Genomic DNA, 23,829 nt, shown 5'->3' with positions numbered 1-23,829 from the left:
ACGCTAGTCCCCCGGTTCGGGGACGCCGATCGGGTTGCCCGCCGGCCAGTCCCCGGCGTCCACGACGGCACGGCGCAGCGGGTCGAGCAGCTCGGCCAGTCGCCGGCACCCGGACTCCCCGAGCGCCCGCCAGGGACCGGCGGCCAGGCGGTCGGTGTCGGCCTCGATCCCGGCGACCGCGTCCTGCCCGGCAGCGGTGAGCCGGTCGCCGGCCAGCCACCCGCGGTCGGCCAGCGCTGCCGCCGCTCCCTCCCACGCCGGGTCGTCCCAGCCGCGCGCCTTCTGCAGCCACGCCCGGTCGGCGCGACCGGCCGCGGCGGCCAGCACGTGGCTGCCCAGGCCGTCGACCTCGTGGGCCAGCAGGACGGCGGTGTGGCCGTCCCCGCGGTGCTCCCGCAGCGTGGTGAGCGCCTGCCAGAGCACCAGATGCGGCTCCGGGGGCACGGTCAGCCCGGCGTTCGCCGCGGCGAGCGGACGCCCGGGCGGGTCGACGGCGGCGGCCGCGGTGGCGGCCAGCTCCATCGCCTCGATCGCCGCGGACGAACCGACCCACTCCTGCCCCAGCACGCGGCGGACGGCGGCGTCGACCCCGCTCAGCCGCGCCGCCAGCGCGGCGGCCGGGGTGACCGTCGTCCACACGCCGGGGACCCGGCGGGCGACGAAGGACGGCTCGAAGTTGACGAACGTCGCCGTCACCACCTCGGCGCCGACCGGGCCCAGGGGCGCCGCGCGGAAGGCGAAGTAGCCGTTCCAGAACCCGCGCAGGCCGACCTCGGCCGCCGCGGCCTGCGACTCCGGGGCGAAGTACGTGAGCGCGTGCAGCGGCTCGGCGAGCGCCCACAGCCGGCGAGCGTCGTTCACGCGCTGACGCTCTCCGGGACGCCGAGCCACTCCCGCCACCGGGGGTCGACGGTGCGGTGCCCGAGCAGCCGCCAGGCCGCGCCGCTCGGCGTGCTGGGCGGGCGCGGCAGCTTCCAGCCGAGCTCGGCCAGCGAGCGATCGGCCTTGGTGTGGTTGCACCGGCGGCAGGCGGCCACCACGTTGTCCCACGTGTGAGTGCCGCCGCGGCTGCGCGGCACCACGTGGTCGATGCTGGTGGCCGAGCCGCCGCAGTACACGCAGGTCTGCCCGTCGCGGGTGAACACGGCCCGGCGCGACAGCGGGACCGACGCGGGATAGGGCACCCGGACGTAGCGGGTGAGCCGCACGACCACGGGCACGGGCAGGCTCAGGCGCTCGGCGTGGACGACGTCGGCGGTGACGTCGACCGACTCGGCCTTCCCGGTGAGCACCAGCACGATCGCCCGCCGGCTGGAGACGACGCACAACGGCTCGTAGGTCGCGTTCAGCAGCAGAGTGGCCCCCGTGGTGGCGGGCGCGGGCAGGGGGACGAGCGGCGGGACGGGGTCGCGACGCGGGCCTGGGTGACCCGCCGACGTCGACCCGGGCGCGGAACGCGGCACGGATCACCTCCGGACGCCCCGGACCGTCGGGTGCTGCGCGACCCGCGGGCAGCCCCATTCTGACCCGAGGACCGCCGCTCGGCGCACTGGAAATCCCCGCGGCCCCGGCGGATGTCGGCGCCCGCCACTAGCGTTCCGGCCATGCGTTACCCGGAGGCCCCGCGCCTGGACCTGGTCGAGGAGCTGCACGGCCACCGCATCGCCGACCCCTACCGCTGGCTCGAGGACCCCGCCGACCCGCGCACGCGGGAGTGGTCTGCGGCGCAGGACGGGCTGGCCGCCGAGGTGCTCGGTGCGCTCCCGGCCCGTGATCGGTTCGCCGCGCGGCTCGGGGAGCTGGTGCGGGCGGGCGCCGTCGGCGTGCCGGTGTGGCGCGGCGGGCGGGCCTTCTCGACCCGCCGCGACCCGGGCCAGGAGCACGCCGTGCTCCGGGTGCGGGAGGCCGACGGCACCGTGCGCGTGCTCGTCGACCCGATGGAGCTCGACCCGGAGGGGACGACGACGCTCGACGCGTGGTCGCCCTCCTGGGAGGGCGACCGGCTGGCCTACCAGCTCTCCACCGGTGGCGACGAGGAGTCGCGGCTGTACGTGCTCGACGTGAACACCGGTGAGCTGCTGGACGGCCCGATCGACCGGTGCCGCTACTCCCCCGTCGGCTGGCTGCCCGGTGGCGAGGAGCTGTTCTACGTCCGCCGGCTTCCGCCGGACCAGGTGCCGGCGGGCGAGGAGCAGTACCACCGCCGGGTGTGGCGCCACCGCGTCGGCGCCGACCCGTCCGGCGACCTGCTCGTGCACGGCGACACCTTCGACCCACCCACCCTGGACCCCACCAACTACTACGGGGTCCGCACCAGCGCGGACGGGCGCTGGCTGGTCGTCTCGGCGTCGGCGGGCACCGCCCCGCGCGACGACGTCTGGCTGGCCGACCTGGGCGGGTCCGGCGACCTGCGCGAGCTGCAGCGCGGCGTCGACGCCCAGACCGCCGCGTGGGTCGCGCGCGACGGCCGGCTGTACCTGCTCTCCGACCGCGACGCCCCGCGCTGGCGGCTCGCGGTCGCCGACCCCGAGGACCCGGCCACCTGGGCGCCGGCGGCGTGGACCGACGTCGTCCCGCAGCAGGAGGGCGCGGTGCTCTCCGACGTCGCGCTCGTCGATGCGCCCGACGGCGACCTGCAGGTGCTGGCGGTGCACGCCGTGGACGCCACCGACCGGCTCTCGCTCTGGGCGGGGGACGGCGGCGGCCGGATCACCGAGGTGGCGCCGCCGGGCCCCGGCAGCATCTCGGGGCTGAGTGCACCGCCCGAGGGCGGCACCACCGCGTGGGTCGGCTACACCGACTACGCGACGCCGCCGTCGGTGCTGCGCTGGGACGCCACCGCCCCCGGTGGGCTCGAGGCCTGGGAGCAGGCGGATGTCGCCGGCGACGTGCCACCGCTGACCGTCGTCGAGACGCACGCGCGGTCGAAGGACGGCACGCCCGTGCACCTGTTCGTGCTCTCGGGCACCGGTGCACCCGACCGCCCCCGCCCCACGGTCCTCTACGGCTACGGCGGGTTCAACGTCTCGCTCACCCCGGCCTACACGGCACAGGCCCTCGCCTGGGTCGCCGCGGGCGGCGTCTGGGTGGTGGCCAACCTGCGCGGCGGGTCGGAGCACGGCGAGGAGTGGCACCGCGCCGGGATGCGGGAGCGCAAGCAGAACGTGTTCGACGACTTCGCCGCCGCCGCGGAGCACCTGGTGGCCGAGGGGTGGACGACGCACCCGCAGCTGGCGGTCATGGGCGGGTCGAACGGCGGCCTGCTCGTGGGCGCCACGCTGACCCAGCGGCCCGAGCTCGCCGCCGCCGTCGTCTGCAGCGCCCCCCTGCTGGACATGGTGCGGTACGAGCGCTTCGGCCTCGGCCGCACCTGGAACGACGAGTACGGCACCGCCGACGACCCGGTGCAGCTGGGGTGGTTGCTGAGCTACTCCCCGTACCACGCGGTGCGCCCGGGCACGGCGTACCCGGCGGTGCTCGTGACGACGTTCGAGTCCGACACCCGCGTCGACCCGCTGCACGGCCGGAAGCTGGCCGCCGCGCTGCAGCACGCCACCTCGGCGGACGCCCCGATCGTGCTGCGGCGGGAGACCTCCGTCGGCCACGGCGCGCGTGCGGTCAGCCGGACCGTGGGGCTCGCGGCCGACCAGCTGGCGTTCCTGGCGGCGCACACGGGAATTCCCGGATCACCAGGCGATCGGTAACGGGATCGACACGCCCATTCGACGATGCTGACGGCACGCGTTGCGCCTGAAATGATTCCGGTAATGACCGGATCACCGACCGTGCTCGGCGCTGACGCCGGACCGGCCGCCGCCGACCGCGGCGGCTCGTGGGCTGCGGGAACGGGGCTCCGCTGAGCGCCGAGGCACCGGACGACCCCGGCGACGACGCCACCGTCCGGCAGGCCACGTTCCGCGAGGTCTTCGCCGTCCGCGAGTTCCGGCCGTTGTTCGGCACCTACCTGCTGTCCGCGGCCGGCGACGAGCTGGCCCGGGTGGCGCTGACCGTGCTGGTCTACGCGCGCACCGACTCCCCGCTGCTGGCCGCCCTCACCTTCGCCATCAGCCACCTGCCCTGGCTGCTCGGCGGGCCGCTGCTGTCGGCGTTCGCCGACCGGCTGCCCCGCCACCGGGTGCTCATCGCCACGGACCTCGCCCGAGCCGGGCTGGTGGCCCTGATGGCGATCCCGGGCATGCCGCTGCCGCTCCTGCTCGGCCTCCTGTTCGTGGTCGGCCTGTGCGCGCCCCCGTTCGAGTCGGCGCGGTCGGCGCTCATGGCCGACGTGCTCGACGGCGACCGGTACGCCGTCGCCACCTCGCTCACCGGGATCACGCTGCAGCTGGCTCAGGTGGCCGGCTTCCTCGCCGGCGGCGCGCTCGTGGCGGTGCTCAACCCCTCCGCCGCGCTGCTGATCGACGCGGCCACGTTCGTCGTCTCCGCCGTCTGGTTGTGGGCCCGGCTGAAGCCCCGGCCGGCGCCGGCGACCGACGGCGCCGGCGCGCCCGGATCGCTGTGGCGCGACGCCTCGGACGGCCTGCGGTTCATCCGGCGCAGCCCCCGCCTGCTGGCGATCGTCGCCGTCCTCTGGGTCACCACGGGCTTCGTCTACGCCTCCGAGGGGATTGCCGCGCCGCTGGTGGACTCGCTCGGCCAGGGCGCGACGGCGGTCGGCATCCTGCTCGCGGCCAACCCGCTGGGGGTCACCATCGGCGGGCTGGTCATCGCGCGCCTGGTCCCGCCGGCGCGACGGGAGCGGCTCGTCGCCCCGCTTGTACTGGTCTCCCTCGCCCCGGTGCTGGTCGGCGGCGTGGTCGCGGCGGTGGCCGGCCCGGGGGCGGTGCCGTTCTGGATCCTGGTCGGGATGCTCTTCCTCTCGGGGCTCGGCGCCGCCTGGTCCATCCCGCTCAACGTCGCCTTCGTGCAGGCGGTGCCCAGCGCCTACCGCGGGCGCGCGTTCGGGGTCGCGGCCAGCGGGCTGGCCGGGGTGCAGGGCATCGGCGCGCTCGCCGCCGGCCTGGCCGCCGAGGGGCTCAGCCCGGCTGTCGTCGTGGCCCTCTCGGGCGCCCTCGGAATGATCGCGGTCGCCCCGGCGCTGAGGGCCTATCGGCGGACGCGGAACCGGGCGGACGTCGTGGTCGAGGCCGAGGGGGCTACCGGAGCATGAGCGAGTCGAGGCGGTCCCTGCCGTCGGGGCGGACCTTCTACGACGAGGTCGGGGGCGAGGAGACCTTCCGCCGGCTGGTGCAGCGCTTCTACGCCGCCGTCCGCACCGACCCCGTGCTGCAGCCGCTGTACCCCCAGGACGACTGGGAGGGCGCCGAGACGCGGCTGCGTGGCTTCCTCGAGCAGTACTGGGGCGGGCCGACGACCTACTCTGAGCAGCGCGGGCACCCGCGGCTGCGGATGCGGCACGCGCCCTTCGCCATCGGCCCGGTGGAGCGGGACGCCTGGCTCACCCACATGCGCGACGCCGTCGACTCCCTCGGGCTCCCGCCCGAGCAGGACGCGACGCTGTGGGGTTACCTGGAGATGGCCGCCCGCAGCATGCAGAACCGCTTCCCCGCCGACGCCGAGGGCTGATCCCCGGCTCCCGCCGGTCCCCGTCCGGGGACGCGAGCGCGCACCGACACTGCACGTACCGACATCGAGGAGCCCGGTGAGCCCGGCTGAAGGACCCCCTGCCCCCCACCACTCGCCCGCTCGCGGCGGGCCCCTGCAGGAGGCCGCACGCACCCTGCGCCCCGGCGCCGACTGGTGGCGCGAAGCGGCCTTCTACCAGGTCTACATCCGCAGCTTCGCCGACGGGAACGGCGACGGCGTCGGCGACCTGGCCGGCCTGCGGTCGCGCCTGCCGTACCTGCGCGACCTGGGCGTCGACGCCCTGTGGATCACGCCCTTCTTCCCCTCGCCGATGGCCGACCACGGCTACGACGTCGCCCACCCCCGGGACGTCGAGCCCGTCTTCGGGGACCTGCCGGAGTTCGACGCGATGCTCGGCGAGGCCCACGCCCTCGGCCTGCGGGTCACCATCGACCTGGTGCCCAACCACAGCTCCCACGAGCGCGAGTGGTTCCAGGCGGCGCTGGCCGCCGGCCCCGGGTCCCCGGAGCGGGCGCGCTACCTGTTCCGCGACGGGCGCGGGCCCGACGGCAGCGAGCCGCCGAACAACTGGCCGTCGGTGTTCGGTGGCCCGGCGTGGACCCGGGTGCCCGACGGGCAGTGGTACCTGCACATCTTCGCCCCCGAGCAGCCGGACCTGAACTTCGCGAACCCCGAGGTCGTGGCCGACCTCGAGGAGACGATGCGCTTCTGGCTCGACCGCGGGGTCGACGGCTTCCGGATCGACGTCGCCCACGGCATGGCCAAGCCGGACGGGCTGCCCGACATGGTCCCCATGGACGACACCGGGCTGCTCGACGACCACGGCCCCGGCGACCACCGGTTCGACCAGGACGGCGTGCACGTGGTGCACCGCCGCATCCGGGCGGTGCTCGACCAGTACCCGGGCACCATGGCCGTCGGTGAGGTGTGGGTCTCCGACGACGACCGGCTGGCCCAGTACCTGCGCGAGGACGAGCTGCAGCTGGCGTTCAACTTCAAGCTGCTCACCGCCGAGTGGACGCCGGACGGGCTGCGCGACGCGATCACCCACTCCCTCGCCGCGGTCGAGGGCACACCGGCGCCCGCGTGCTGGGTGCTGTCCAACCACGACCGCCCGCGGCACGTGACCCGGTACGGCGGCGGGGAGGTCGGCACCCGGCGAGCCCGCGCGGCCGCGCTGCTGCAGCTGGCCCTGCCGGGAGCGGCCTACCTGTACAACGGCGACGAGCTCGGCATGCCCGACGTCGACCTGCCCGACGAGGTGCTGCAGGACCCCATGTGGTTCCGCTCGGGCGGCACCGAGCGCGGGCGCGACGCCTGCCGCATCCCGGTGCCGTGGTCGGGTACCGAGCCGCCCTACGGCTTCTCGTCCGCGGCCGACACCTGGCTGCCCATGCCCGACGGCTGGGCGTCCCTGACGGCCGAGGCCCAGCGCACGGACGACGGTTCGATGCTGTCGCTGTACCGAAGCGCGCTCGCCCTGCGCGCCTCGTCCCCGCTGTTCCACGGCGAGGATCTGCAGTGGTTGCAGTCACCCGACCGTTGCGTCGCCTTCCGGCGTCCCGGCGGGCTGGTCTGCCTGGTCAACCTGTCCGGCGCCCCCCTGCCGCTGCCCGAGGGCCGGGTGCTGCTGAGCAGCGCGCCGGTCGACGACGGCAAGCTGCCCGACGACGCCGCGGTGTGGCTGCAGGCCTGAGCCGACCGGCCGGTGCCCGGGCGCCCCGCGGCGCTCGGGTACCTTGCCGCAGGCGACGCCGGGCCGGCGGCGCCCACCTACCGGTCCGATGCAGGAGCTGACATGAAGACCCGGGACCTGGCCTACATCGCTCTCTTCGCGGCGATCATCGCCGTGCTGGGCACCCTGCCCGCCGTGAACATCGGCCCGGTCCCGATCACCGCGCAGACGCTCGGCGTGATGCTCGCCGGCAGCGTGCTGGGTGCCCGCCGCGGCTTCCTGGCCGTGCTGCTGTTCCTGGTGCTGGTCGCGATCGGCCTGCCGCTGCTGGCCAGTGGCAGCGGCGGCCTCGCCGTCTTCGCCGGCCCGACCGCCGGCTACCTGATCAGCTGGCCGTTCGCCGCGTTCGCCACCGGCTGGCTGACCGAGCGGTTCTGGGCCCGCTACAACGTCGCCTGGGGCGTGCTGTTCAACATCGTCGGCGGCATGGTCGTCATCTACCTGATCGGCGTGCCGGTGCTCGCCGCCGTCGGCAACCTGTCGCTGGGCGCGGCGATCGTCTCCGGCGCCCTGCCGTTCCTGCCCGGCGACGCGGCCAAGGCGTTCATCGCCGCGGCGATCGCCGTCCAGGTGCGCCGCAGCTACCCGGTGATCGACCGACCGCAGCGGGCGCTCGCCGGCCGGTGAGGTTCCGCAGGTCGGAGCCGCGGGCCGACGCCGTCGCCGACCCGGCCCGCGGGATCGAGCTGCGGGGCGTCTCGCACCGCTACGGCGACCGCGCCGTGCTGAGCGACGTCGACCTGCACCTGACCGAGGCGCGCATCGGCGTCGTCGGCGCCAACGGCTCGGGCAAGAGCACCTTCGCCCGGTTGCTCAACGGGCTGGTCGTGCCGACGTCCGGGCAGGTGCTGGTCGACGGCCTGGACACCCGCAGCTCCGTGCGCGAGGTCCGCCGCCGCGTGGGCTTCGTCTTCCAGGACCCCGACGCGCAGATCGTCCATCCCACCGTCGCCGAGGACGCCGCCTACGGGCTGGAGAACCAGGGCGTGCCGGCCGCCGAGCGGGCGGCGCGGGTCGCCGAGGTGCTGGCGCGGTACGGGCTGGCCGGGCACGCCGACCACCCCGCGCACCTGCTCTCCGGCGGGCAGAAGCAGCTGCTGGCGATCGCCGGAGTGCTGGTCATGCGGCCCGCCCGCGTGGTGTTCGACGAGCCGACGACGCTGCTGGACCTGGTCAACGCCCGGCGCGTCGCCCGCGTGATCGACGAGCTGGAGCAGCAGGTGGTCGTGGTCACCCACCAGCTGGACCTGCTCGACGGCTTCGACCGGGTGCTCGTCGTCGACGGCGGCCGGATCGTGGAGGACGCCGCCCCGCGGGTGGCGATCGCGGCCTACCGGGCGCTGATGGAGCACCGATGACCCTCGCCCTGTACGTGCCCCGCCGCAGCCCGGTGCACCGGCTGCCCGCGGGCGCGAAGCTGCTGACGCTGGCGGCCCTCGCGGTCGCCCTGTTCGTCGTGCCGACGGTGCCCGTGGTCGCCGGCGCTCTGCTGGGCGTGCTCGCCGTCGGCATCGGACTCGCGCGCGTGCCGGCGGCGGCGCTGGCCCGGCAGGCGCGCACGGTGCTGTGGTGGCTGGTCGGCCTGCTGGTCTTCCACACCGTGTTCAGCGACTCGACCACCGCCGCGGTCACCGTCCTGCGGTTGCTGACCCTGGTGCTGGCCGCCGGCGTGGTGACGGCGACGACGCGGGTGACCGAGATGGTGGCCGTGATCGAGCGGCTGTGCGCCCCGCTGCGGGTGGTCGGCGTGCGTCCCGCGCGGATCGGGCTGGTCGTGTCGATGGCGCTGCGGTTCATCCCGGTGCTGGCCGAGCGCGCCGCGCGCATCCGGGAGGCGCAAGCGGCACGCGGCGGGTCGGCGCGCGGGATCCGGGGCGTGCGGACGACGGTGGCCCCGCTGCTGGTGCAGCTGCTGCAGATGGCGCACACCGTCAGCGAGGCGCTGGACGCCCGCGGCGCCGACGACGTCCCCCCGGCCCGGGGACGCCGCTCCCCCGCTGCCGCCGCCTGACCCCGTGGAGGCCCCCGTGCACACCGGTTCGCTGCTGGAGATCTGGACGACGCCCGCGGCCGCGGGACCCATGAGCCGGAGGCCGTCGGCACGGCTGGTGCCGGGGATGGGGCTGGACGGCGACCGCTACGCCCTGGGCGGCGGCACGTGGGCGCAGTACCCCGACCTGGAGAAGCAGCTGACGCTGATCGACCGGGACGACGTCGCCGCCGTGGCCGCCGAGATGGGCGGCGCGTTCTCGACCGCGGACACCCGGCGGAACCTGGTGACCACCGGCGTGGACCTGTCCTCGCTGGTGGGCCGGTGGTTCGCGGTGGGCGACGCACTGCTGTTCGGGATGAAGCGCTGCCCGCCGTGCACGCACCTGGAGCGGCTGACCGGGCTCAAGCTGGTGAAGGCGATGGTGCACCGCGGCGGCATCAACGCGGCCGTGTTCGGGGGCGCGGTGATCGCCGAGGGCGCCGTCGTGCGGCCGGTCCCGGAGGAGGAGGCCGCCCGCCGCGGTGCGCCGACAGGTGCCGACCGCCCCGTGCCCCGGGTCGTCAACGGCTGACCCGCCGACCGCCACGGGTCTTCGCCTGCGCTCTGCCTCTGAGTGCCACGGGGAGCAGAGGCAGAGCGTCCGTCGACCTGCTCCTCGCCGAGCTCCCGGGTGCGTGGGAGCTCAGGTGCCGGCGGGCTCGTCGGTCCAGCGGGCGAGGAACTCCTTCTCCTCTGCGGTGATCCGGCGGGGCCGGTTCAGGGCGAAGTCGAACGGCACGAGCAGCGTGCTGCCCGTGACGGCGAGCGCCCCGTGGTCGAAGAGCTCGTAGTGGCAGGTGAACGCTGCGGCGCGGATGCCGGACACCCAGACCTGCACCTCGAGGGGCTCGGCGTCGTAGACGACCGACCGCTTGTAGGCGATCTCGTGCGATGCGACGACGAGCCCGCGGCGCATGCCGGTGCTCTCGTCGTGCGTCGGCTGCTCGAAGAAGAGGTTGACCCGCGCCATCTCGAAGTAGCCGAGGAAGGCGACGTTGTTGATGTGCTGGTAGGCGTCCATGTCCGACCAGCGCATGGGGACGTGCACCGTGTGCCTCACGCCGCCACCCTGCCCTACGCCGACGGGCGAGCCGTGCCGGGGCGGCTGCATCGGGGGGCACCGGGGATCTAGCGTCGTCGATGTGGAGCCGTGGGCGGCGGATGCGCCGGGCGTGCTGACGCTCCCCTCGGGGCGGCGCGTCCGCGGGAGGTCGCTCCGGCGGGTGGCAGCGGGGCCGCAGCCGACGTTCGGGGTCTACCTGGGCGGTCGCCGGCCCCGCGTCCCGTGGGAGAGCCGCTGGGTGCGCTGGCGCGACTTCTCGCTGCCGGCCGACCCGGCGGCGCTGCGGGAGGCACTGCGGGCCGCGCTGGAACGCACCGTCGATGGTCGGGTCGAGGTCGCCTGCCGGGGCGGGACCGGGCGCACCGGTACGGCGCTGGCCTGTCTCGCGGTGCTGGACGGCGTCCCGTCCGACCGGGCCGTGGCGTTCGTCCGTCGCGGCTACCGACGTCGCGCGGTGGAGACGCCGTGGCAGCGCCGCTTCGTCGAGCGGTTCGGCTGACACGCCGGTGGCCGGCAACCGATGCCGGGGGTCATCCGCGGAGGCGCCGGGCCAGCCGCTCCTGGCCGGGTCCGGACAGTTCCCCGACCACACCGCGGCGCCCGGCCACGGTCATGAGGAGCGCCTCAGCCGTGCCCGTGACCTCGGGGCCGCGCCCGAACGTCCAGTCGACGTCCGTGGCCACCAGCCGCACGCCGCGCACGCGGAGCACCCCCAGCAGCGTCGGGGCGAACAGCGCGGTCCGCAGCGCCGGCACCACCCGCTCGGCCGGGATGGACCGGGGCACACCGAGGGGACGGCGGATGTCCTGCTGGTGGATCATCCCGTCGGTCAGCGCGATGGCTCCCCCCATCCCGGCGGTCAGCCCGGAGGGCGTGAGGTGGTCGTCCAGGAGCCGGACCAGCTCAGCAGGTGTCCGGGTGCCGTACTCGCGCAGCCCCACGGCGTTCGTGCGGTCCACCGTGAAGCGGCCGCGGAGGAACCGCTCGGCCAGCTGCCGGGTGCCGAGCTCCTCGTAGCTCAGCACGTGCGCCACCACGTCGCGGACCGACCAGCCCTCGCACAACGACGGGGCAGCCCACTGCTCGGGGGCGAGACCCACCAGGAGCGCGCGGAGGTCCTCGCGTTCGGCCCGGGCCAGGTCCAACAAGTCCATGCGCACCCCGCGGATCGCGGTCGTGCCGGTGCACGACGAGGACGACGCGAGGCTAGGAGGCCGGAGCGCGGTGGACCAGGGGGCACGGAGCCGGACGTCCCCGGTCCCCGCCCCGGAACGCCGACGGCCGGTCCGGAGCAGATGCTCCGGACCGGCCGAGGGTGCGGCGATGGAACGGCCCCGCTGCGGGGACCCGCACCGAACGTGCGAGGCGTGGGGGGCAGCGGGCGGAAGGACCCTCTTCCCCTCGGCCCCCGCAAGCTCGGGCCGAGCCTCCGAAGAGGGCCTTAGTCGCGGGTGAGCTTGCGGTAGGTGGCGCGGTGCGGACGGGCCGCGTCCGGGCCGAGCCGCTCGACCTTGTTCTTCTCGTAGTCGGCGAAGTTGCCCTCGAACCAGAACCACTTCGAGTCGCCCTCGTAGGCGAGGATGTGCGTCGCCACGCGGTCGAGGAACCACCGGTCGTGGCTGACGACGACGGCGCAGCCGGGGAACTCCAGCAGCGCGCCCTCGAGGCTGGTCAGCGTCTCCGTGTCGAGGTCGTTGGTGGGCTCGTCGAGCAGCAGCAGGTTGCCGCCCTGCTTGAGGGTCAGCGCCAGGTTCAGCCGGTTGCGCTCACCGCCGGAGAGCACCCCGGCCGGCTTCTGCTGGTCCGGGCCCTTGAACCCGAACGCGGCGACGTAGGCGCGCGAGGGCATCTCGACGTTGCCGACCTTGATGTGGTCGAGGCCGTCGGAGACGACCTCCCACAGGGTCTTCTTCGGGTCGATGCCGCTGCGGTTCTGCTCCACGTAGGAGAGCTGCACCGTCTCGCCGACCTTGATCTCGCCGTCGTCCGGCTTCTCCTCGCCGACCAGCATCTTGAACAGCGTGGTCTTGCCGACGCCGTTCGGGCCGACGACACCGACGATGCCGTTGCGCGGGAGGGTGAAGGTCAGGTCGTCGATGAGGACGCGGTCGCCGAAGCCCTTGGTGAGGTTCTTCGTCTCGACCACGACGCTGCCCAGCCGCGGGCCCGGCGGGATCTGGATCTCCTCGAAGTCCAGCTTGCGGAACTTCTCGGCCTCGGCGGCCATCTCCTCGTAGCGGGCCAGACGCGCCTTGCTCTTGGCCTGGCGGGCCTTGGCGCCGGAGCGGACCCACTCCAGCTCCTCCTTGAGGCGCTTCTGCCGCTTGGCGTCCTTGGCTCCTTCGACCTGCAGGCGCGCGGCCTTGGTCTCCAGGTAGGTGGAGTAGTTGCCCTCGTAGGGGTACGCCCGGCCCCGGTCGAGCTCGAGGATCCACTGGGCCACGTTGTCCAGGAAGTACCGGTCGTGGGTGACCGCGACGACGGTGCCGGCGTACTTCTCCAGGTGCTGCTCCAGCCAGGCCACGCTCTCGGCGTCGAGGTGGTTGGTCGGCTCGTCCAGCAGCAGCAGGTCGGGCGCCTCGAGCAGCAGCTTGCACAGCGCGACGCGGCGGCGCTCACCACCGGAGAGCACGGTGACGTCGGCGTCGCCCGGCGGGCAGCGCAGCGCGTCCATCGCCTGCTCGATGCGGGCGTCGAGCTCCCAACCGTCGGAGTTCTCGATGACCTCCATGAGCTCGCCCTGCTCGGCCATCAGCGCGTCGAAGTCGGCGTCGGGCTCGCCCATCGCCGCGCTGACCTCCTCGAAGCGGCGCAGGGCGTCGCGGAGCGGCTTGACCGCCTCCTCGACGTTGCCGCGGACGTCAAGCTCCTCGTTCAGCGGCGGCTCCTGCAGCAGGATGCCGACGGTGGCGTCGGGGGCGAGCGTCGCGTCACCGTTGGAGGGCTGCTGCAGGCCGGCCATGATCTGGAGCACGGTCGACTTGCCGGCCCCGTTGGGACCGACCACGCCGATCTTCGCGCCGGGCAGGAAGGACAGGGTGACGTTGTCGAGGATCACCTTGTCGCCGTGCGCCTTGCGCGCGCGGACCATCGTGTAGATGTACTGAGCCACTGGCTTGCCGAGCCTTCCGTCGTCTCGCGAGCGGGGGCGGGGCCGCGGGTCGCGACCCCACCCCGTACGTTCTCGCCTCCGATCCTCCCAGCCCGGGCAACTAGATGTGCGCGGGCTCCTCCGAGGGATCGAGGTCGTCCACCGAGGACAACGTCTCGTCGTCCCCCACGTAGTCCCGTCCCGCCCGCAACTCCTCGGTCGTCGGGTACGCCTCGGCCGGTTCGTCGGCCTCCGGGTGCAGCTCACCGGTCGCGGTGTCGACGCCATCCCTGCCCTCCAGGGCTCGCTCCGACCGGTCGCGCCGGAACACGGCCCTGCCCCGGGTGAGGTCGTGGCCGACCTCGAAGGCCTTGATCTGCGGCTTGCTCCGGCGACCCGTGTCGGAGTCCCAGCTGTGCGTGGTGATCGCGCCCCGGACGATGACCGGGTCGCCCTTGCTCACCGAGGCGGACACGTTGCCGCTCAGCGTGTTCCAGCACTCCACGTCGATCCAGAACGTGCCGGAGTCGACGTACTGCCCGCTGCCGGAGTCGTAGCGGCGGGCGGTGGAGGCCATGCGGAAGTTGGTCACCGCGCCGTTCTGCGTGGTCTTGCGGCGCGGGTCGTCGGCGACGTTGCCGACGACGGTGACGATGGTGTCGTTCACGGTGCTCCTCGGAGGGTGCTGCGCCGGGTGGCGCGACCGGCGCGGTGCCGGTGTGCCGTCGACCCTCACCGCCCGCCGGGGACCGGAGCAGGCCTTTCCCGGAACTGTGGACACGCCTGCCCCTTGTGGACGACCCCGCACCCGGGCGCGGTCCCCCGCGAGCGGGGCGGTGCGATGATCGGTCGCGAGCGCCCGTAGCTCAGCGGATAGAGCAGGTGCCTTCTAAGCACTTGGTCGCAGGTTCGATCCCTGCCGGGCGCGCCGCCGGTCGGCCTTCTCGTCACTCCCCTGCTGCAGGATGCGCGCTGCCGGCACCCCCACCGGGTGCCCGACCCGCAGGAGATGGTGACCATGGCGCCTCCCGACCACCGCACCGAACCGCCGCTGACGGGCGGGGAGGTGACGCTGCTGACCGGCTTCCTGGAGTTCCACCGGCAGACGCTGGAGTGGAAGTGCGCCGGCCTGACCCCCGAGCAGCTGGCCACGCGGGCCGTCCCGACCTCCGAGCTCACGCTGCTGGGCATGGTGCGCCACCTCGCGGCGGTGGAGACCGGCTGGCTCGTCGGCTTCGGCGGCCTCCCCCACGACCTGTGGCCCGACGTCGTCCGCGACCGCGACGAGCAGTGGCGGGTCGACCCCGGCACCGTCACCGCGGACGACGTGACCCGGGCGTGGGCGACCTGGCGGGCGGCGGCCGACGCGGTCGGCGGGGTGGCCCGCCGGCTGCCGCTGGACACCGAGGACCGACCGTGGGGCCGCGAGGACGCGTTCTCGCTCCGCTGGATCCTCCTCCACCTGATCGAGGAGTACGCCCGGCACAACGGCCACGCCGACCTGATCCGCGAGGCCCTGGACGGCGCCACCGGCGAGTGACCCGACCGCGGGGCTCCGGGGACGGGCACCCGTCCGGCGGGCTGTTGGGAGCGCCGGCGACCGGGTAGGGGGCGGACCATGGTGACGAAGGGGACGACGACGCTGGAGGTCCACGAGGCGGGGTTCGACGGGACCGTGACGATCGAGGACGGCACCGTCCGGGTGACCGGGACCCGCCCGCAGGACGGGGCCGCCGTGGTCAAGGACGTGCCCGCCGACCGGGACCCCGAGCTGACCCGGCTGGTCGAGCGCGCCATCGGCGGGGACACCGGGGTGGCCGGACAGCTGCTGGCCCACGTCGGCGTCACCGATCCGGTCTGAGCCGGCCGGTCAGCGGGGCGCGGGCGGCTTCAGGACGGCGAACGGATCGGTGACCTCCAGCCCCGACGTGACGAAGCGGTAGAGCGCCGCGGGGCGGCCCCCCGCCCGGCCGGGCGCCGCGAGCTCGCCGGTCGGCTCCAGCACGCCGCGCCGCAGCAGCACCCGCTGCAGGTTGGTCGCGGTCACCTCGTAGCCGAGCGCGGCGACGTAGATCTCGCGCAGCTCGGCGATGGTGAACGTCGGCGGGGCGAGGGCGAAACCGACGTTGGTGTACGAGAGCTTCGCCCGCAGCCGCTCCAGGGCCGATCCGACGATCGAGCCGTGGTCGAAGGCCGTCCCCGGCAGCGCGTCGACCGGGTGCCAGGCGGTGTCCTCGGGCAGCACCGGGTCCAGGTCGCCCGGGATCAGGCCGAGGTAGGCGGTCGCCACGGTGCGGCTGCGCGGGTCGCGGTGCGGGTCGCTGCGGGTCTCCAGCTGTTCCAGGTGCGCGAGCTGGGCCACCTCCACCTTCGACGCGAGCTGCCGACCGACCGATGCGCCGAGCGTCTCCTCCGGCAGCAGCGGCCCGCCTGGCAGCGCCCAGGAACCGGCGAACGGCTCCTTGGCCCGGTGCCAGAGCATCACGTGCAGGCGCGCGCTCCGGACCTGCAGCACCACCGCGAGCGCCTGGTGCGGATAGGCCGGCCGCTCGGGCGAGGACCAGACGGACGTCACGGATTCCATGCTAGGTTTCTCGGCAGAGGTTTTCGCCTGGTAGTCCGAAACCCCCACTCCTCCGGAGGTCCCGGTGACCGCAACGCTCCCCGCTCCCACCACCGCGCAGTGGACGCCGGAGCAGTGGCAGGACTGGCGCGACGAGGTCCGCCGGCTGGCCGCCGAGCGCGACGCCGTCGTCCTCGCGCACAACTACCAGGCCGCCCCGATCCAGGACGTCGCCGACCACGTGGGCGACTCCCTCGCACTGTCCCGCATCGCGGCGGCCAGCACCGCGAGCACGATCGTCTTCGCCGGCGTCCACTTCATGGCCGAGACGGCGAAGATCCTCAGCCCCGAGAAGACCGTGCTGGTGCCCGACGCCGCCGCCGGCTGCTCGCTGGCCGACACGATCACCGCCGACCAGCTCCGCGCGTGGAAGGCCGAGCACCCGGGCGCCGCCGTCGTCTCGTACGTGAACACCACCGCCGAGGTGAAGGCGGAGACCGACATCTGCTGCACCTCCTCCAACGCCGTCGAGGTCGTGGACTCGATCCCCGCCGACCGCGAGGTGCTCTTCCTCCCCGACCAGTTCCTCGGCGCGCACGTCCAGCGGGTCACCGGCCGGCAGAACATGCGCATCTGGATGGGCGAGTGCCACGTGCACGCCGGCATCTCCCCCACCGACCTGCGGCAGAGCATCGAGGACGCGCCCGACGCCGAGGTGCTCGTGCACCCCGAGTGCGGCTGCGCCACGAGCGCGCTCTGGATGGTCGGCCAGGGCGACCTGCCGTCGGACCGGGTGCACGTCCTCTCCACCGGCGCGATGCTCGACCAGGCGAAGCGGACGACGGCGAAGCGCGTGCTGGTCGCCACCGAGATCGGCATGCTCCACCAGCTGCGCCAGGCCAACCCGGCCGCCGCCTTCGAGGCGGTCAACCCGCGCGCCGAGTGCCCCTACATGAAGATGTCGACGCCGGAGAAGCTGCTGCGCGCGCTGCGCGAGGGCCGCGACGAGGTCACCGTCGACCCGGAGATCGCCGCCCGCGCGCGGTCGGCCGTCGAGGCGATGATCGCCCTCGGCACCCCGTCGCTGGTCGGCGAGTGACGGTGGGGCACCGCCGCACCGCGCCGGTCGCCCCCGCCGTCGTCCCGGCCCTCGCCCTGCCGGCACCGGGCTGGTCCCGCACCACGGAGGTCGCGGTGGTCGGCAGCGGCGCCGCCGGGCTGATGACCGCGCTCGCCCTGGCCGAGGCAGGACGCCGGGTCGCCGTCGTCACCAAGGGCCCGCTCGGCGCCGGCAGCACCCGCTGGGCGCAGGGCGGCCTGGCGGCCGTGCTCGGTGCAGACGACGAGGCCGAACTGCACCTGCGGGACACGCTCACCGCCGGGGCGGGGCTGTGCGACGAGGCGGCGGTGGCCGCGCTCGTCGCCGAGGCCCCGGCTGCGGTCCGCCTGCTGCAGCACCTCGGGGCGCGGCTCGACGTGGATGCGCACGGCGCCCCGGCGCTGACCCGCGAGGGCGGCCACAGCCGCGACCGGATCGTGCACGCCGGCGGTGACGCCAGCGGCGCCGAGGTCACCCGCACGCTCGTCGAGGCGCTGGGCGCGGCGGGCGTGGAGGTGCTCGAGCACACGGTCGCGCTCGACGCGCTGCGCGCCGCCGACGGCACGGTGGTCGGGCTGCGGGTCGCCCGGGTCGCCGCCGACGGCACCCTCGCCGACGCCGGGGACCTGCGCTCGCACGCCGTCGTCCTCGCGACCGGCGGCTACGGGCAGGCCTACGCCGCCGCCACCAGCCCCGCGGGCACGACCGGCGACGGGCTGGCGCTCGCGCTGCGCGCCGGCGCCGAGGTCGCCGACGTCGAGATGGTGCAGTTCCACCCGACCGTGCTCTGGCAGGGGCCGGGCGCCGCCGGGCAGCAGGTGCTGATCTCCGAGGCGGTGCGCGGCGAGGGCGCGGTACTCGTCGACGGCGACGGACGGCGGATCATGGCCGGCGCGCACCCGCTGGCCGACCTCGCGCCCCGCGACGTCGTCTCGGCCACCATCGCCGCCCACCTGGCCGCCACTGGCGAGGACTGCGTCTTCCTCGACGCGACGGACCTGGGGGCCGGCTTCCTGGAGCGCCGGTTCCCCGGCATCCTCCGCGCCTGCCGCGCGGCCGGGTTCGACCCGGCCACCGAGCCGGTGCCGGTGGCCCCGGGCGCCCACTACACCTGCGGCGGCGTGCTCGCCGACCTCGACGGCCGCACCAGCGTCCCGGGGCTCTTCGCCGTGGGCGAGGTCGCCTGCACCGGTGTGCACGGTGCGAACCGGCTGGCGTCGAACTCGATCACCGAGGGGCTGGTCGCCGCCCGCCGCTGCGCCGACCTGCTGGACGCCACGCTCCCCGCGGGCACACCCGCCACCCCCGCCTCCCCCCGCGCCCTGGCGACCGGTGCGGTGGACCCCGCGTCGCGTGCGGCCATCGGTGCGGCCACCAGCCGGCACGCCGGGGTCGTCCGCACCGCCGACGGCCTGACCGAGCTCACCGGCACGCTGGCCGCCGCGCCCCGCCTGCCCGCCGGCCGGCCGCTCGACCTGGCCGCCGTCGAGGCGACCGCGGTGCACACGGTCGCCACCCTGCTGGCCACCGCGGCACTCGCCCGCCCGGAGAGCCGCGGCTGCCATCGGCGCGCCGACGCCCCCGGCACCCGGCCCGAGTGGCAGCTGCGGCTCGCCCACCGCATCGACGCCTCCGGCCACCTGCACACCCGCACCGTGCCGCTGAGCGCGCGCGGCACCCGGCAGACCCAGGGAGTGGCATGACCGGCACCGAGTGGCACCCGCTGCGACCGGAGCTGGCCGATGTCCTCCGCGACGGCGGCCTGGACCCGGCGGGCGTCGAGCGGGTGATCCGCCGGGCGCTGGACGAGGACCTGGCGCTCGGCCCCGACGTCACCACGGCCGCCACGGTGCCGGCCGACGCCCGCGCCTCCGGTGACGTGGTGCCGCGTTCGCCCGGCGTGCTGGCCGGTGTCCCGGTCGCCGCGGCGGTGTTCGCCATCGTCGGCGGGGACGACGTCGCCGTGACGGTGCAGGCCGCCGACGGGATGGCGGCCCGCACGAACGCCCCCGTGCTCACCGCGACGGGGCCGACGCGGTCCCTGCTGACGGCGGAGCGCACCGCGCTCAACCTGGTCGGCCACCTCTCCGGCATCGCCACGTTGACCCGGCGCTGGGTCGACGCCGTCGAGGGCACCGGCGCCGCCATCCGCGACACCCGCAAGACGCTGCCCGGGCTGCGCGTGCTGGAGAAGTACGCCGTCCGCTGCGGCGGCGGGGTCAACCACCGCATGGCCCTGGGCGACGCCGCCCTGGTCAAGGACAACCACGTGGCGGCAGCAGGCGGCATCGCAGCGGCGGTGGAGGCGGTGCGAGCGCACTCCCCGCAGATCCCGCTCGAGGTGGAGTGCGACACCCTCGACCAGGTGCGCGAGGCGATCGACGCCGGCGTGCAGCTGGTGCTGCTCGACAACTTCTCGCTCGCCGACACCCGCGCGGCGGTGGAGCTGGTGGGCGGCACCGGCGTTCGGCTGGAGGCCAGCGGCGGGCTGTCGCTGGAGCGGGCCGCCGAGGTGGCGGCGACCGGCGTCGACTATCTCGCCGTCGGCGCGCTCACGCACAGCGCTCCGGTGCTCGACCTCGGCTTCGACCTGCGCTGACCCGCTGCCCGGCCGCCGCTCTGGGGGTATTCCTCGCGCCTCGGGAGTCCTGCAGCACCCCCAGAGCGCGGGCAGCACCCTTAGAGCGGCTCGCGGGCGGGGCGCTCAACGAGGAATCGGCGGGCCCGCCGCTCGTTGCGGAGCACCAGCGGGAGGAGCACGGCCATGCCGAGGGCCATCACCACGACCAGGCCCAGGCGCCAGGGCGACGGCGAGCCGATGAACTGCCCGACGAACATGAGCAGCAGGCCGAGCTGGAGGATCAGCAGCCACCGCTGAGCGGTCAGCCGCTCGGCCAGGTGGCGTACCAGGGGCACGTGCGTCGGATCGACCGGCACGCTGCCGCGCAACTCCTGCAGGAGCAGCTTCTGCTGTCGACGGTCCAGCACCGTCAGGGGGCTGCGCAGGCCGCCGAGCCGACGGGTGGCACGCCACTGCCCGATCGCGCCGACCGCCACGAGCACCCACGCGGACATGGCGGCGACGAGCGCTGCGATCTCCTGCCAGAGCGGTTCGTCCTCCGTCGCGGACGGCTCGCCGCCCGCCCACGCAGCCACCGCGAAGGCGATGGCCACGCACAGCACGAGCAGGCCCGCCACCAGCAGGACGACGAGCCGGCGTCCCCGGCGGACGCGCGCCTCGAGCGCCTCGGACGGCAGCCCGTCGAGAATCCGCCGGGCTTCAGCCCAGGCCTCGGCATCGGTGGTGGGCACCCGCAGAGTCTGGTGTGGAACCGGCACCGACGCGCCCGCCTCCAGCGGATTCCACCGGGCGGGTGACGCCGCCCGACGTCAGCAGTTGTCGACACGTGGTGGTGTCGACAGGCCGGAAGACGACGACGAGTCGACACGGAGGCCGTCGGGGCGGGCCCGCGGCGCTACCGCGAGTCCGGGTGCACCCAGCCGATCGCGGGCGCGACGTGCTCGACGATGGTCCGCAGCAGGTGGGCGTTGTACTCGACGCCCAGCATGTTCGGCACGGTGAGCAGAAGGCTGTCGGCCTCGCGGACGGCGGCGTCCTTGGCCAGCTCCTCGGCGAGCACGTCGGGCTCGCCGGTGTAGCTCTTGCCGAAGCGGGCCCGCACGCCCTCGAGGATGCCGACCTGGTCCTCACCCTCGCGGCCGCCGCCGAAGTACTGCCGGTCCAGGTCGCTGGTGATCGGCAGCACGCTGCGGCTCACCGAGACCCGCGGCTCGCGCTGCCACCCCGCCTCGGCCCAGGCGGCGCGGTAGCGGGCGATCTGCTCGGCCTGCAGCTCGTCGAAGGGGACGCCGGTGTCCTCGACCAGCAGGGTGGAGCTCATCAGGTTCAGCCCCTGCCGCGCCGTCCACTCCGCCGTCGCGCGGGTGCCCGAACCCCACCAGATGCGGTCGGCCAGCCCCGGCGACTGCGGCTGGATCGCGAGCTTCCCCGTCGCGCCACCGGTCATCCGCGGGTCGGCGTCCACCACCGGCTGCCCGTTGATCGCCGCGAGGAAGAGGGCGGTCTTCTGCCGGGCCAGCTCGGCGTCGGTGCTGCCCTCGCCGGGCACGTACCCGAACGCCTCGGACCCGCGCAGCGCCGTCTCCGGTGATCCCCGGCTGACGCCCAGCTGCAGCCGGCCGTCGGCGAGCAGGTCGGTCGCCGCCGCCTCCTCGGCCATGTAGAGCGGGTTCTCGTAGCGCATGTCGATGACGCCGGTACCGAGCTCGATCCGGCTGGTGCGGGCCGCCATCGCGGCCAGCAGCGGGAAGGGGGAGGCGAGCTGGCGGGCGAAGTGGTGCACCCGCACGTAGGCGCCGTCGAGCCCCAGCTCCTCGGCGGCCACCGCGAGCTCCACGCTCTGCACGAGGGCGTCCCGCCCGGTGCGCACCTGCGAGCCCGGGATGGGCTGCCAGTGCCCGAAGGACAGGAAGCCGATCCGCTTGTCCACGACTGGTCCTTTCGTCGATGTCTGCTCCAGCAGCACCCGGGGACCGGCCCGGATTCCCGTGCCCTGTGGCAGATCACCGCAGCGGACGCGATGGGTGGGACGGGTGAGGTCTCCTGCGACGGAGTGTGACGGGACGATCACGACTCTCCGTGAACCGGTTCCGTCACTTCTCGCCTGCGATGCGTGACGCTGTCCGGGTGAGCCTCCCCGCACCCGAGATGCCCCGTTCCCCGGGCACGCCCGGCGGTGGCGCCGGGCAGCGCTTGCGGGCGATCGACACGCTGCTCGCCGACCGGGGCCAGCTGTTCCAGGCCCTGTTCCTCGGCGCTCCGATCGCCAAGGCCCTCGTCGACCTCGACGGGCACGTGCTGGTCGCCAACCCGCGGATGTGCGCCCTCACCGGCCGCACAGCCGAGAACCTGGCCGGCCGGCACATCGACCTGCTGGCCCACCCCGACGACCCGCCGGTGGGCGACCTCGGCCTGGAACCAAGCCCGGGTGAGCCCGCGCTCGATCCGAACCTGCTGCTCGACGGCGAGCGCCGGCTGCGCCGCTCCGACGGCACGGAGCTGTGGGTGGTCCAGTCCCACGAGGTGGTGCGGCAGAACAACGGCACGGCGCAGTTCGTCGTCCTCTCGCTGGTCGACGTCACCGACCGCCGCCGCGCGGAGGAGGACGCCGTCCGCCGCGCGTTCATGGACCCGCTCACCGGCCTGCCCAACCGCCGCGCCCTCACCGACCGGCTGCGGCACGCCGTGGCGCTCTCCCGGCGCCGGGGCCTGCAGGTCGGCCTGGTGCACCTCAACATCGACCGGTTCCAGGCGGTCAACGACGCCCTCGGCCACGAGGCCGGCGACCTGCTGCTCAGCCAGTTCGCCGACCGGCTGCGGTGGAGTACCCGCGTCGAGGACACCGCCGTGCGCCTGGGCGCCGACGAGTTCCTGGTGGTCGCCGAGGACGTCGAGGACCTCGACGGGCTGCGCGCCCTGGCCGACCGCCTGCTGAGCGTGCTCGACGAGCCGTTCGTGGTGAGCGGCCGGGAGATCACCCTCTCGGCCAGCGTGGGCCTCACCCTCGGCGCCGACATGACCCCCGACGACCTGCTGCGCCAGGCGCAGAGCGCGCTGACGAAGGCCAAGGCCGACGGCCAGCGTGCCCGCATCGAGGTACACGAGGGGGCGCTCAGCCGCAGCGACGTCGACGCGCTGCAGCTGGAGACCGAGCTGCGGCACGCCCTCGACAACGACGAGCTGCGGCTGTTCTACCAGCCGATCGTGCACCTGGCCGACGAGACGCTGCTCGGCTACGAGGCGCTGATCCGCTGGCAGCACCCCACCCGCGGCCTGCTGCCGCCCGGTGTCTTCCTGGACGTCGCGGAGAACAACCGGCTCACGTCCAAGCTCGGCGCGTGGGTGCTGCGGCGGGCCTGCCTGGACGCCGCCACCTGGACCGACGACCTGCGGGTGCACGTCAACATCTCCGCCCGCCACCTCGCCGAGGACGGCTTCAGCGAGCTGGTCGCCGCCGCGCTGGAGGAGTCCGGCCTGCCGCCGCACCGGCTCGAGCTGGAGATCACCGAGTCGACCGCGCTGTTCGCCGCCGAGGCGACGCTGCACTCGGTCGCCGTCGTCACCGAGCAGGGCGTGACGCTCGCGCTGGACGACTTCGGCACCGGGTACTCGGCGATCACCGCGCTGCACCGGCTGCCCATCCACACGGTGAAGATCGACCGGTCGTTCGTGGCCGACGTCGTCACCGAGCCCTCGACGGCGGCGCTCGTGCACGGGCTGCTGCAGCTCGGCCGCGGCATGGGCCTGCAGGTCATCGCCGAGGGCATCGAGGACCTCGACCAGGCCGCCTGGCTGCTCGACCACGGGTGCGCCATGGCGCAGGGCTACGCGTTCGGCCGCCCCGCGCCGCTGCCCAGCCCGGCGGAGGTGCTCATCGGCGAGGTCACCGAGACCCCGGCCGAGGACGTCGCCGGCGAGCTGCTGCCCGAGCCGCCGGCGCCGCTCCCGCTCCCCCGGCAGCGGCCGCCCTCGACCCCGCAGGGGCACGACGTCACCGACACCGGCCGGTTGTCGGCCCGCACGCTCTTCGACGAGCTCGCCGACCCCGACGAGGACTAGGT

Annotated in this window: 24 protein-coding genes and 1 tRNA gene; 16 read left to right on the top strand and 9 right to left on the bottom strand. The window is 74.8% G+C overall.

Annotation, left to right across the window (positions count from 1 at the left end):
* Positions 1–3: 3 nt before the first annotated feature.
* Positions 4–861, bottom strand: a complete 858-nt coding sequence (locus ACI799_RS06375; protein WP_456587680.1) for an SCO6745 family protein — start codon at positions 859–861, stop codon at positions 4–6.
* The gene (locus ACI799_RS06370) at positions 858–1,463 is read right to left on the bottom strand and encodes an HNH endonuclease (RefSeq protein WP_456612653.1); all 606 of its coding nucleotides are present in this window, start codon (positions 1,461–1,463) and stop codon (positions 858–860) included. The genes ACI799_RS06375 and ACI799_RS06370 overlap by 4 nt, the downstream gene beginning before the upstream one ends.
* 141 nt (positions 1,464–1,604) lie before the next feature.
* Between ACI799_RS06370 and ACI799_RS06365 the strand changes: the two genes are divergently transcribed.
* The 8 genes from ACI799_RS06365 to ACI799_RS06330 all read left to right on the top strand — a co-directional run bounded on the left by ACI799_RS06365 (position 1,605) and on the right by ACI799_RS06330 (position 9,903).
* Positions 1,605–3,704 (top strand): prolyl oligopeptidase family serine peptidase, encoded by a 2,100-nt coding sequence (locus tag ACI799_RS06365; protein WP_456612652.1) that lies wholly within the window; start codon positions 1,605–1,607, stop codon positions 3,702–3,704.
* A gap of 128 nt (positions 3,705–3,832) precedes the next feature.
* The gene (locus ACI799_RS06360; protein ID WP_456612651.1) at positions 3,833–5,167 is read left to right on the top strand and encodes an MFS transporter; all 1,335 of its coding nucleotides are present in this window, start codon (positions 3,833–3,835) and stop codon (positions 5,165–5,167) included.
* On the top strand, positions 5,164–5,583 hold the full coding sequence (locus ACI799_RS06355; protein WP_456587684.1) for a globin: 420 nt from the start codon (positions 5,164–5,166) through the stop codon (positions 5,581–5,583). Before ACI799_RS06360 ends, ACI799_RS06355 begins: the two co-directional genes overlap by 4 nt.
* 76 nt (positions 5,584–5,659) lie before the next feature.
* A complete protein-coding gene (locus ACI799_RS06350; RefSeq protein WP_456612650.1) occupies positions 5,660–7,300 on the top strand; it encodes a glycoside hydrolase family 13 protein in 1,641 nt (546 codons plus the stop codon).
* Between the two features lie 102 nt (positions 7,301–7,402).
* Entirely contained in the window at positions 7,403–7,966 is a 564-nt protein-coding gene (locus ACI799_RS06345; protein ID WP_456587686.1) for a biotin transporter BioY, read from the top strand.
* Complete coding sequence (locus tag ACI799_RS06340; protein WP_456587687.1) at positions 7,963–8,697, top strand: energy-coupling factor ABC transporter ATP-binding protein; 735 nt, start codon at positions 7,963–7,965, stop codon at positions 8,695–8,697. The genes ACI799_RS06345 and ACI799_RS06340 overlap by 4 nt, the downstream gene beginning before the upstream one ends.
* Positions 8,694–9,350, top strand: a complete 657-nt coding sequence (locus tag ACI799_RS06335) for an energy-coupling factor transporter transmembrane component T family protein (protein WP_456612649.1) — start codon at positions 8,694–8,696, stop codon at positions 9,348–9,350. The genes ACI799_RS06340 and ACI799_RS06335 overlap by 4 nt, the downstream gene beginning before the upstream one ends.
* Positions 9,351–9,366: 16 nt before the next feature.
* A complete protein-coding gene (locus ACI799_RS06330; RefSeq protein WP_456587689.1) occupies positions 9,367–9,903 on the top strand; it encodes an MOSC domain-containing protein in 537 nt (178 codons plus the stop codon).
* A 111-nt stretch (positions 9,904–10,014) separates the two neighbouring features.
* On the opposite strand, the gene ACI799_RS06325 is transcribed toward ACI799_RS06330, so the two are convergent.
* The gene (locus tag ACI799_RS06325; RefSeq protein WP_456587690.1) at positions 10,015–10,431 is read right to left on the bottom strand and encodes an acyl-CoA thioesterase; all 417 of its coding nucleotides are present in this window, start codon (positions 10,429–10,431) and stop codon (positions 10,015–10,017) included.
* 163 nt (positions 10,432–10,594) lie between these two features.
* On the opposite strand from ACI799_RS06325, the gene ACI799_RS06320 reads away from it, so the two are divergent.
* On the top strand, positions 10,595–10,933 hold the full coding sequence (locus tag ACI799_RS06320; RefSeq protein ID WP_456612648.1) for a protein-tyrosine phosphatase family protein: 339 nt from the start codon (positions 10,595–10,597) through the stop codon (positions 10,931–10,933).
* Between the two features lie 31 nt (positions 10,934–10,964).
* On the opposite strand, the gene ACI799_RS06315 is transcribed toward ACI799_RS06320, so the two are convergent.
* The 3 genes from ACI799_RS06315 to ACI799_RS06305 form a co-directional block, all read right to left on the bottom strand.
* A complete protein-coding gene (locus ACI799_RS06315; protein WP_456587692.1) occupies positions 10,965–11,588 on the bottom strand; it encodes a maleylpyruvate isomerase family mycothiol-dependent enzyme in 624 nt (207 codons plus the stop codon).
* Between the two features lie 287 nt (positions 11,589–11,875).
* Positions 11,876–13,546 carry an energy-dependent translational throttle protein EttA gene (ettA, locus tag ACI799_RS06310; RefSeq protein WP_456587693.1) on the bottom strand — a complete coding sequence of 557 codons (1,671 nt, stop codon included), beginning with the start codon at positions 13,544–13,546 and terminating at the stop codon, positions 11,876–11,878.
* A gap of 100 nt (positions 13,547–13,646) precedes the next feature.
* Positions 13,647–14,192: a single-stranded DNA-binding protein gene (locus ACI799_RS06305; protein ID WP_456599446.1), complete on the bottom strand. Its 546-nt coding sequence runs from the start codon at positions 14,190–14,192 to the stop codon at positions 13,647–13,649.
* 188 nt (positions 14,193–14,380) lie between these two features.
* On the opposite strand from ACI799_RS06305, the gene ACI799_RS06300 reads away from it, so the two are divergent.
* The 3 genes from ACI799_RS06300 to ACI799_RS06290 all read left to right on the top strand — a co-directional run bounded on the left by ACI799_RS06300 (position 14,381) and on the right by ACI799_RS06290 (position 15,386).
* Positions 14,381–14,453, top strand: a tRNA-Arg gene (locus ACI799_RS06300).
* Between the two features lie 63 nt (positions 14,454–14,516).
* Complete coding sequence (locus ACI799_RS06295) at positions 14,517–15,065, top strand: DinB family protein (RefSeq protein ID WP_456612647.1); 549 nt, start codon at positions 14,517–14,519, stop codon at positions 15,063–15,065.
* A 78-nt stretch (positions 15,066–15,143) separates the two neighbouring features.
* A complete protein-coding gene (locus ACI799_RS06290) occupies positions 15,144–15,386 on the top strand; it encodes a hypothetical protein (protein WP_456612646.1) in 243 nt (80 codons plus the stop codon).
* 9 nt (positions 15,387–15,395) lie between these two features.
* Here ACI799_RS06290 and ACI799_RS06285 read toward each other — a convergent pair whose 3' ends face one another.
* The gene (locus tag ACI799_RS06285; RefSeq protein ID WP_456612645.1) at positions 15,396–16,100 is read right to left on the bottom strand and encodes an NUDIX hydrolase; all 705 of its coding nucleotides are present in this window, start codon (positions 16,098–16,100) and stop codon (positions 15,396–15,398) included.
* 73 nt (positions 16,101–16,173) lie between these two features.
* Between ACI799_RS06285 and nadA the strand changes: the two genes are divergently transcribed.
* Genes nadA through nadC form a run of 3 tightly spaced genes read left to right on the top strand, consistent with a single transcriptional unit; the run spans position 16,174 to position 19,786 of the window.
* Positions 16,174–17,187 (top strand): quinolinate synthase NadA, encoded by a 1,014-nt coding sequence (nadA, locus tag ACI799_RS06280; protein ID WP_456599443.1) that lies wholly within the window; start codon positions 16,174–16,176, stop codon positions 17,185–17,187.
* Positions 17,184–18,890, top strand: a complete 1,707-nt coding sequence (locus tag ACI799_RS06275) for an L-aspartate oxidase (RefSeq protein ID WP_456612644.1) — start codon at positions 17,184–17,186, stop codon at positions 18,888–18,890. Before nadA ends, ACI799_RS06275 begins: the two co-directional genes overlap by 4 nt.
* Positions 18,887–19,786, top strand: coding sequence for a carboxylating nicotinate-nucleotide diphosphorylase (gene nadC / locus ACI799_RS06270; RefSeq protein ID WP_456587705.1), 900 nt, complete (start codon positions 18,887–18,889; stop codon positions 19,784–19,786). Before ACI799_RS06275 ends, nadC begins: the two co-directional genes overlap by 4 nt.
* Before the next feature lie 80 nt (positions 19,787–19,866).
* Here nadC and ACI799_RS06265 read toward each other — a convergent pair whose 3' ends face one another.
* Together ACI799_RS06265 and ACI799_RS06260 are read right to left on the bottom strand one after the other, a co-directional pair.
* On the bottom strand, positions 19,867–20,499 hold the full coding sequence (locus tag ACI799_RS06265) for a hypothetical protein (protein WP_456587706.1): 633 nt from the start codon (positions 20,497–20,499) through the stop codon (positions 19,867–19,869).
* Positions 20,500–20,663: 164 nt separating this feature from the next.
* On the bottom strand, positions 20,664–21,698 hold the full coding sequence (locus ACI799_RS06260) for an LLM class flavin-dependent oxidoreductase (RefSeq protein WP_456612643.1): 1,035 nt from the start codon (positions 21,696–21,698) through the stop codon (positions 20,664–20,666).
* A 197-nt stretch (positions 21,699–21,895) separates the two neighbouring features.
* Between ACI799_RS06260 and ACI799_RS06255 the strand changes: the two genes are divergently transcribed.
* Complete coding sequence (locus ACI799_RS06255) at positions 21,896–23,827, top strand: putative bifunctional diguanylate cyclase/phosphodiesterase (protein ID WP_456612642.1); 1,932 nt, start codon at positions 21,896–21,898, stop codon at positions 23,825–23,827.
* Positions 23,828–23,829: the final 2 nt, after the last annotated feature.

The sequence above is a fragment of the Blastococcus sp. SYSU DS0753 genome (assembly GCF_054051175.1).
The sequence above is the reverse complement of the archived record's forward strand: the minus strand, read 5'-3'. Positions and strand labels throughout refer to the sequence as shown.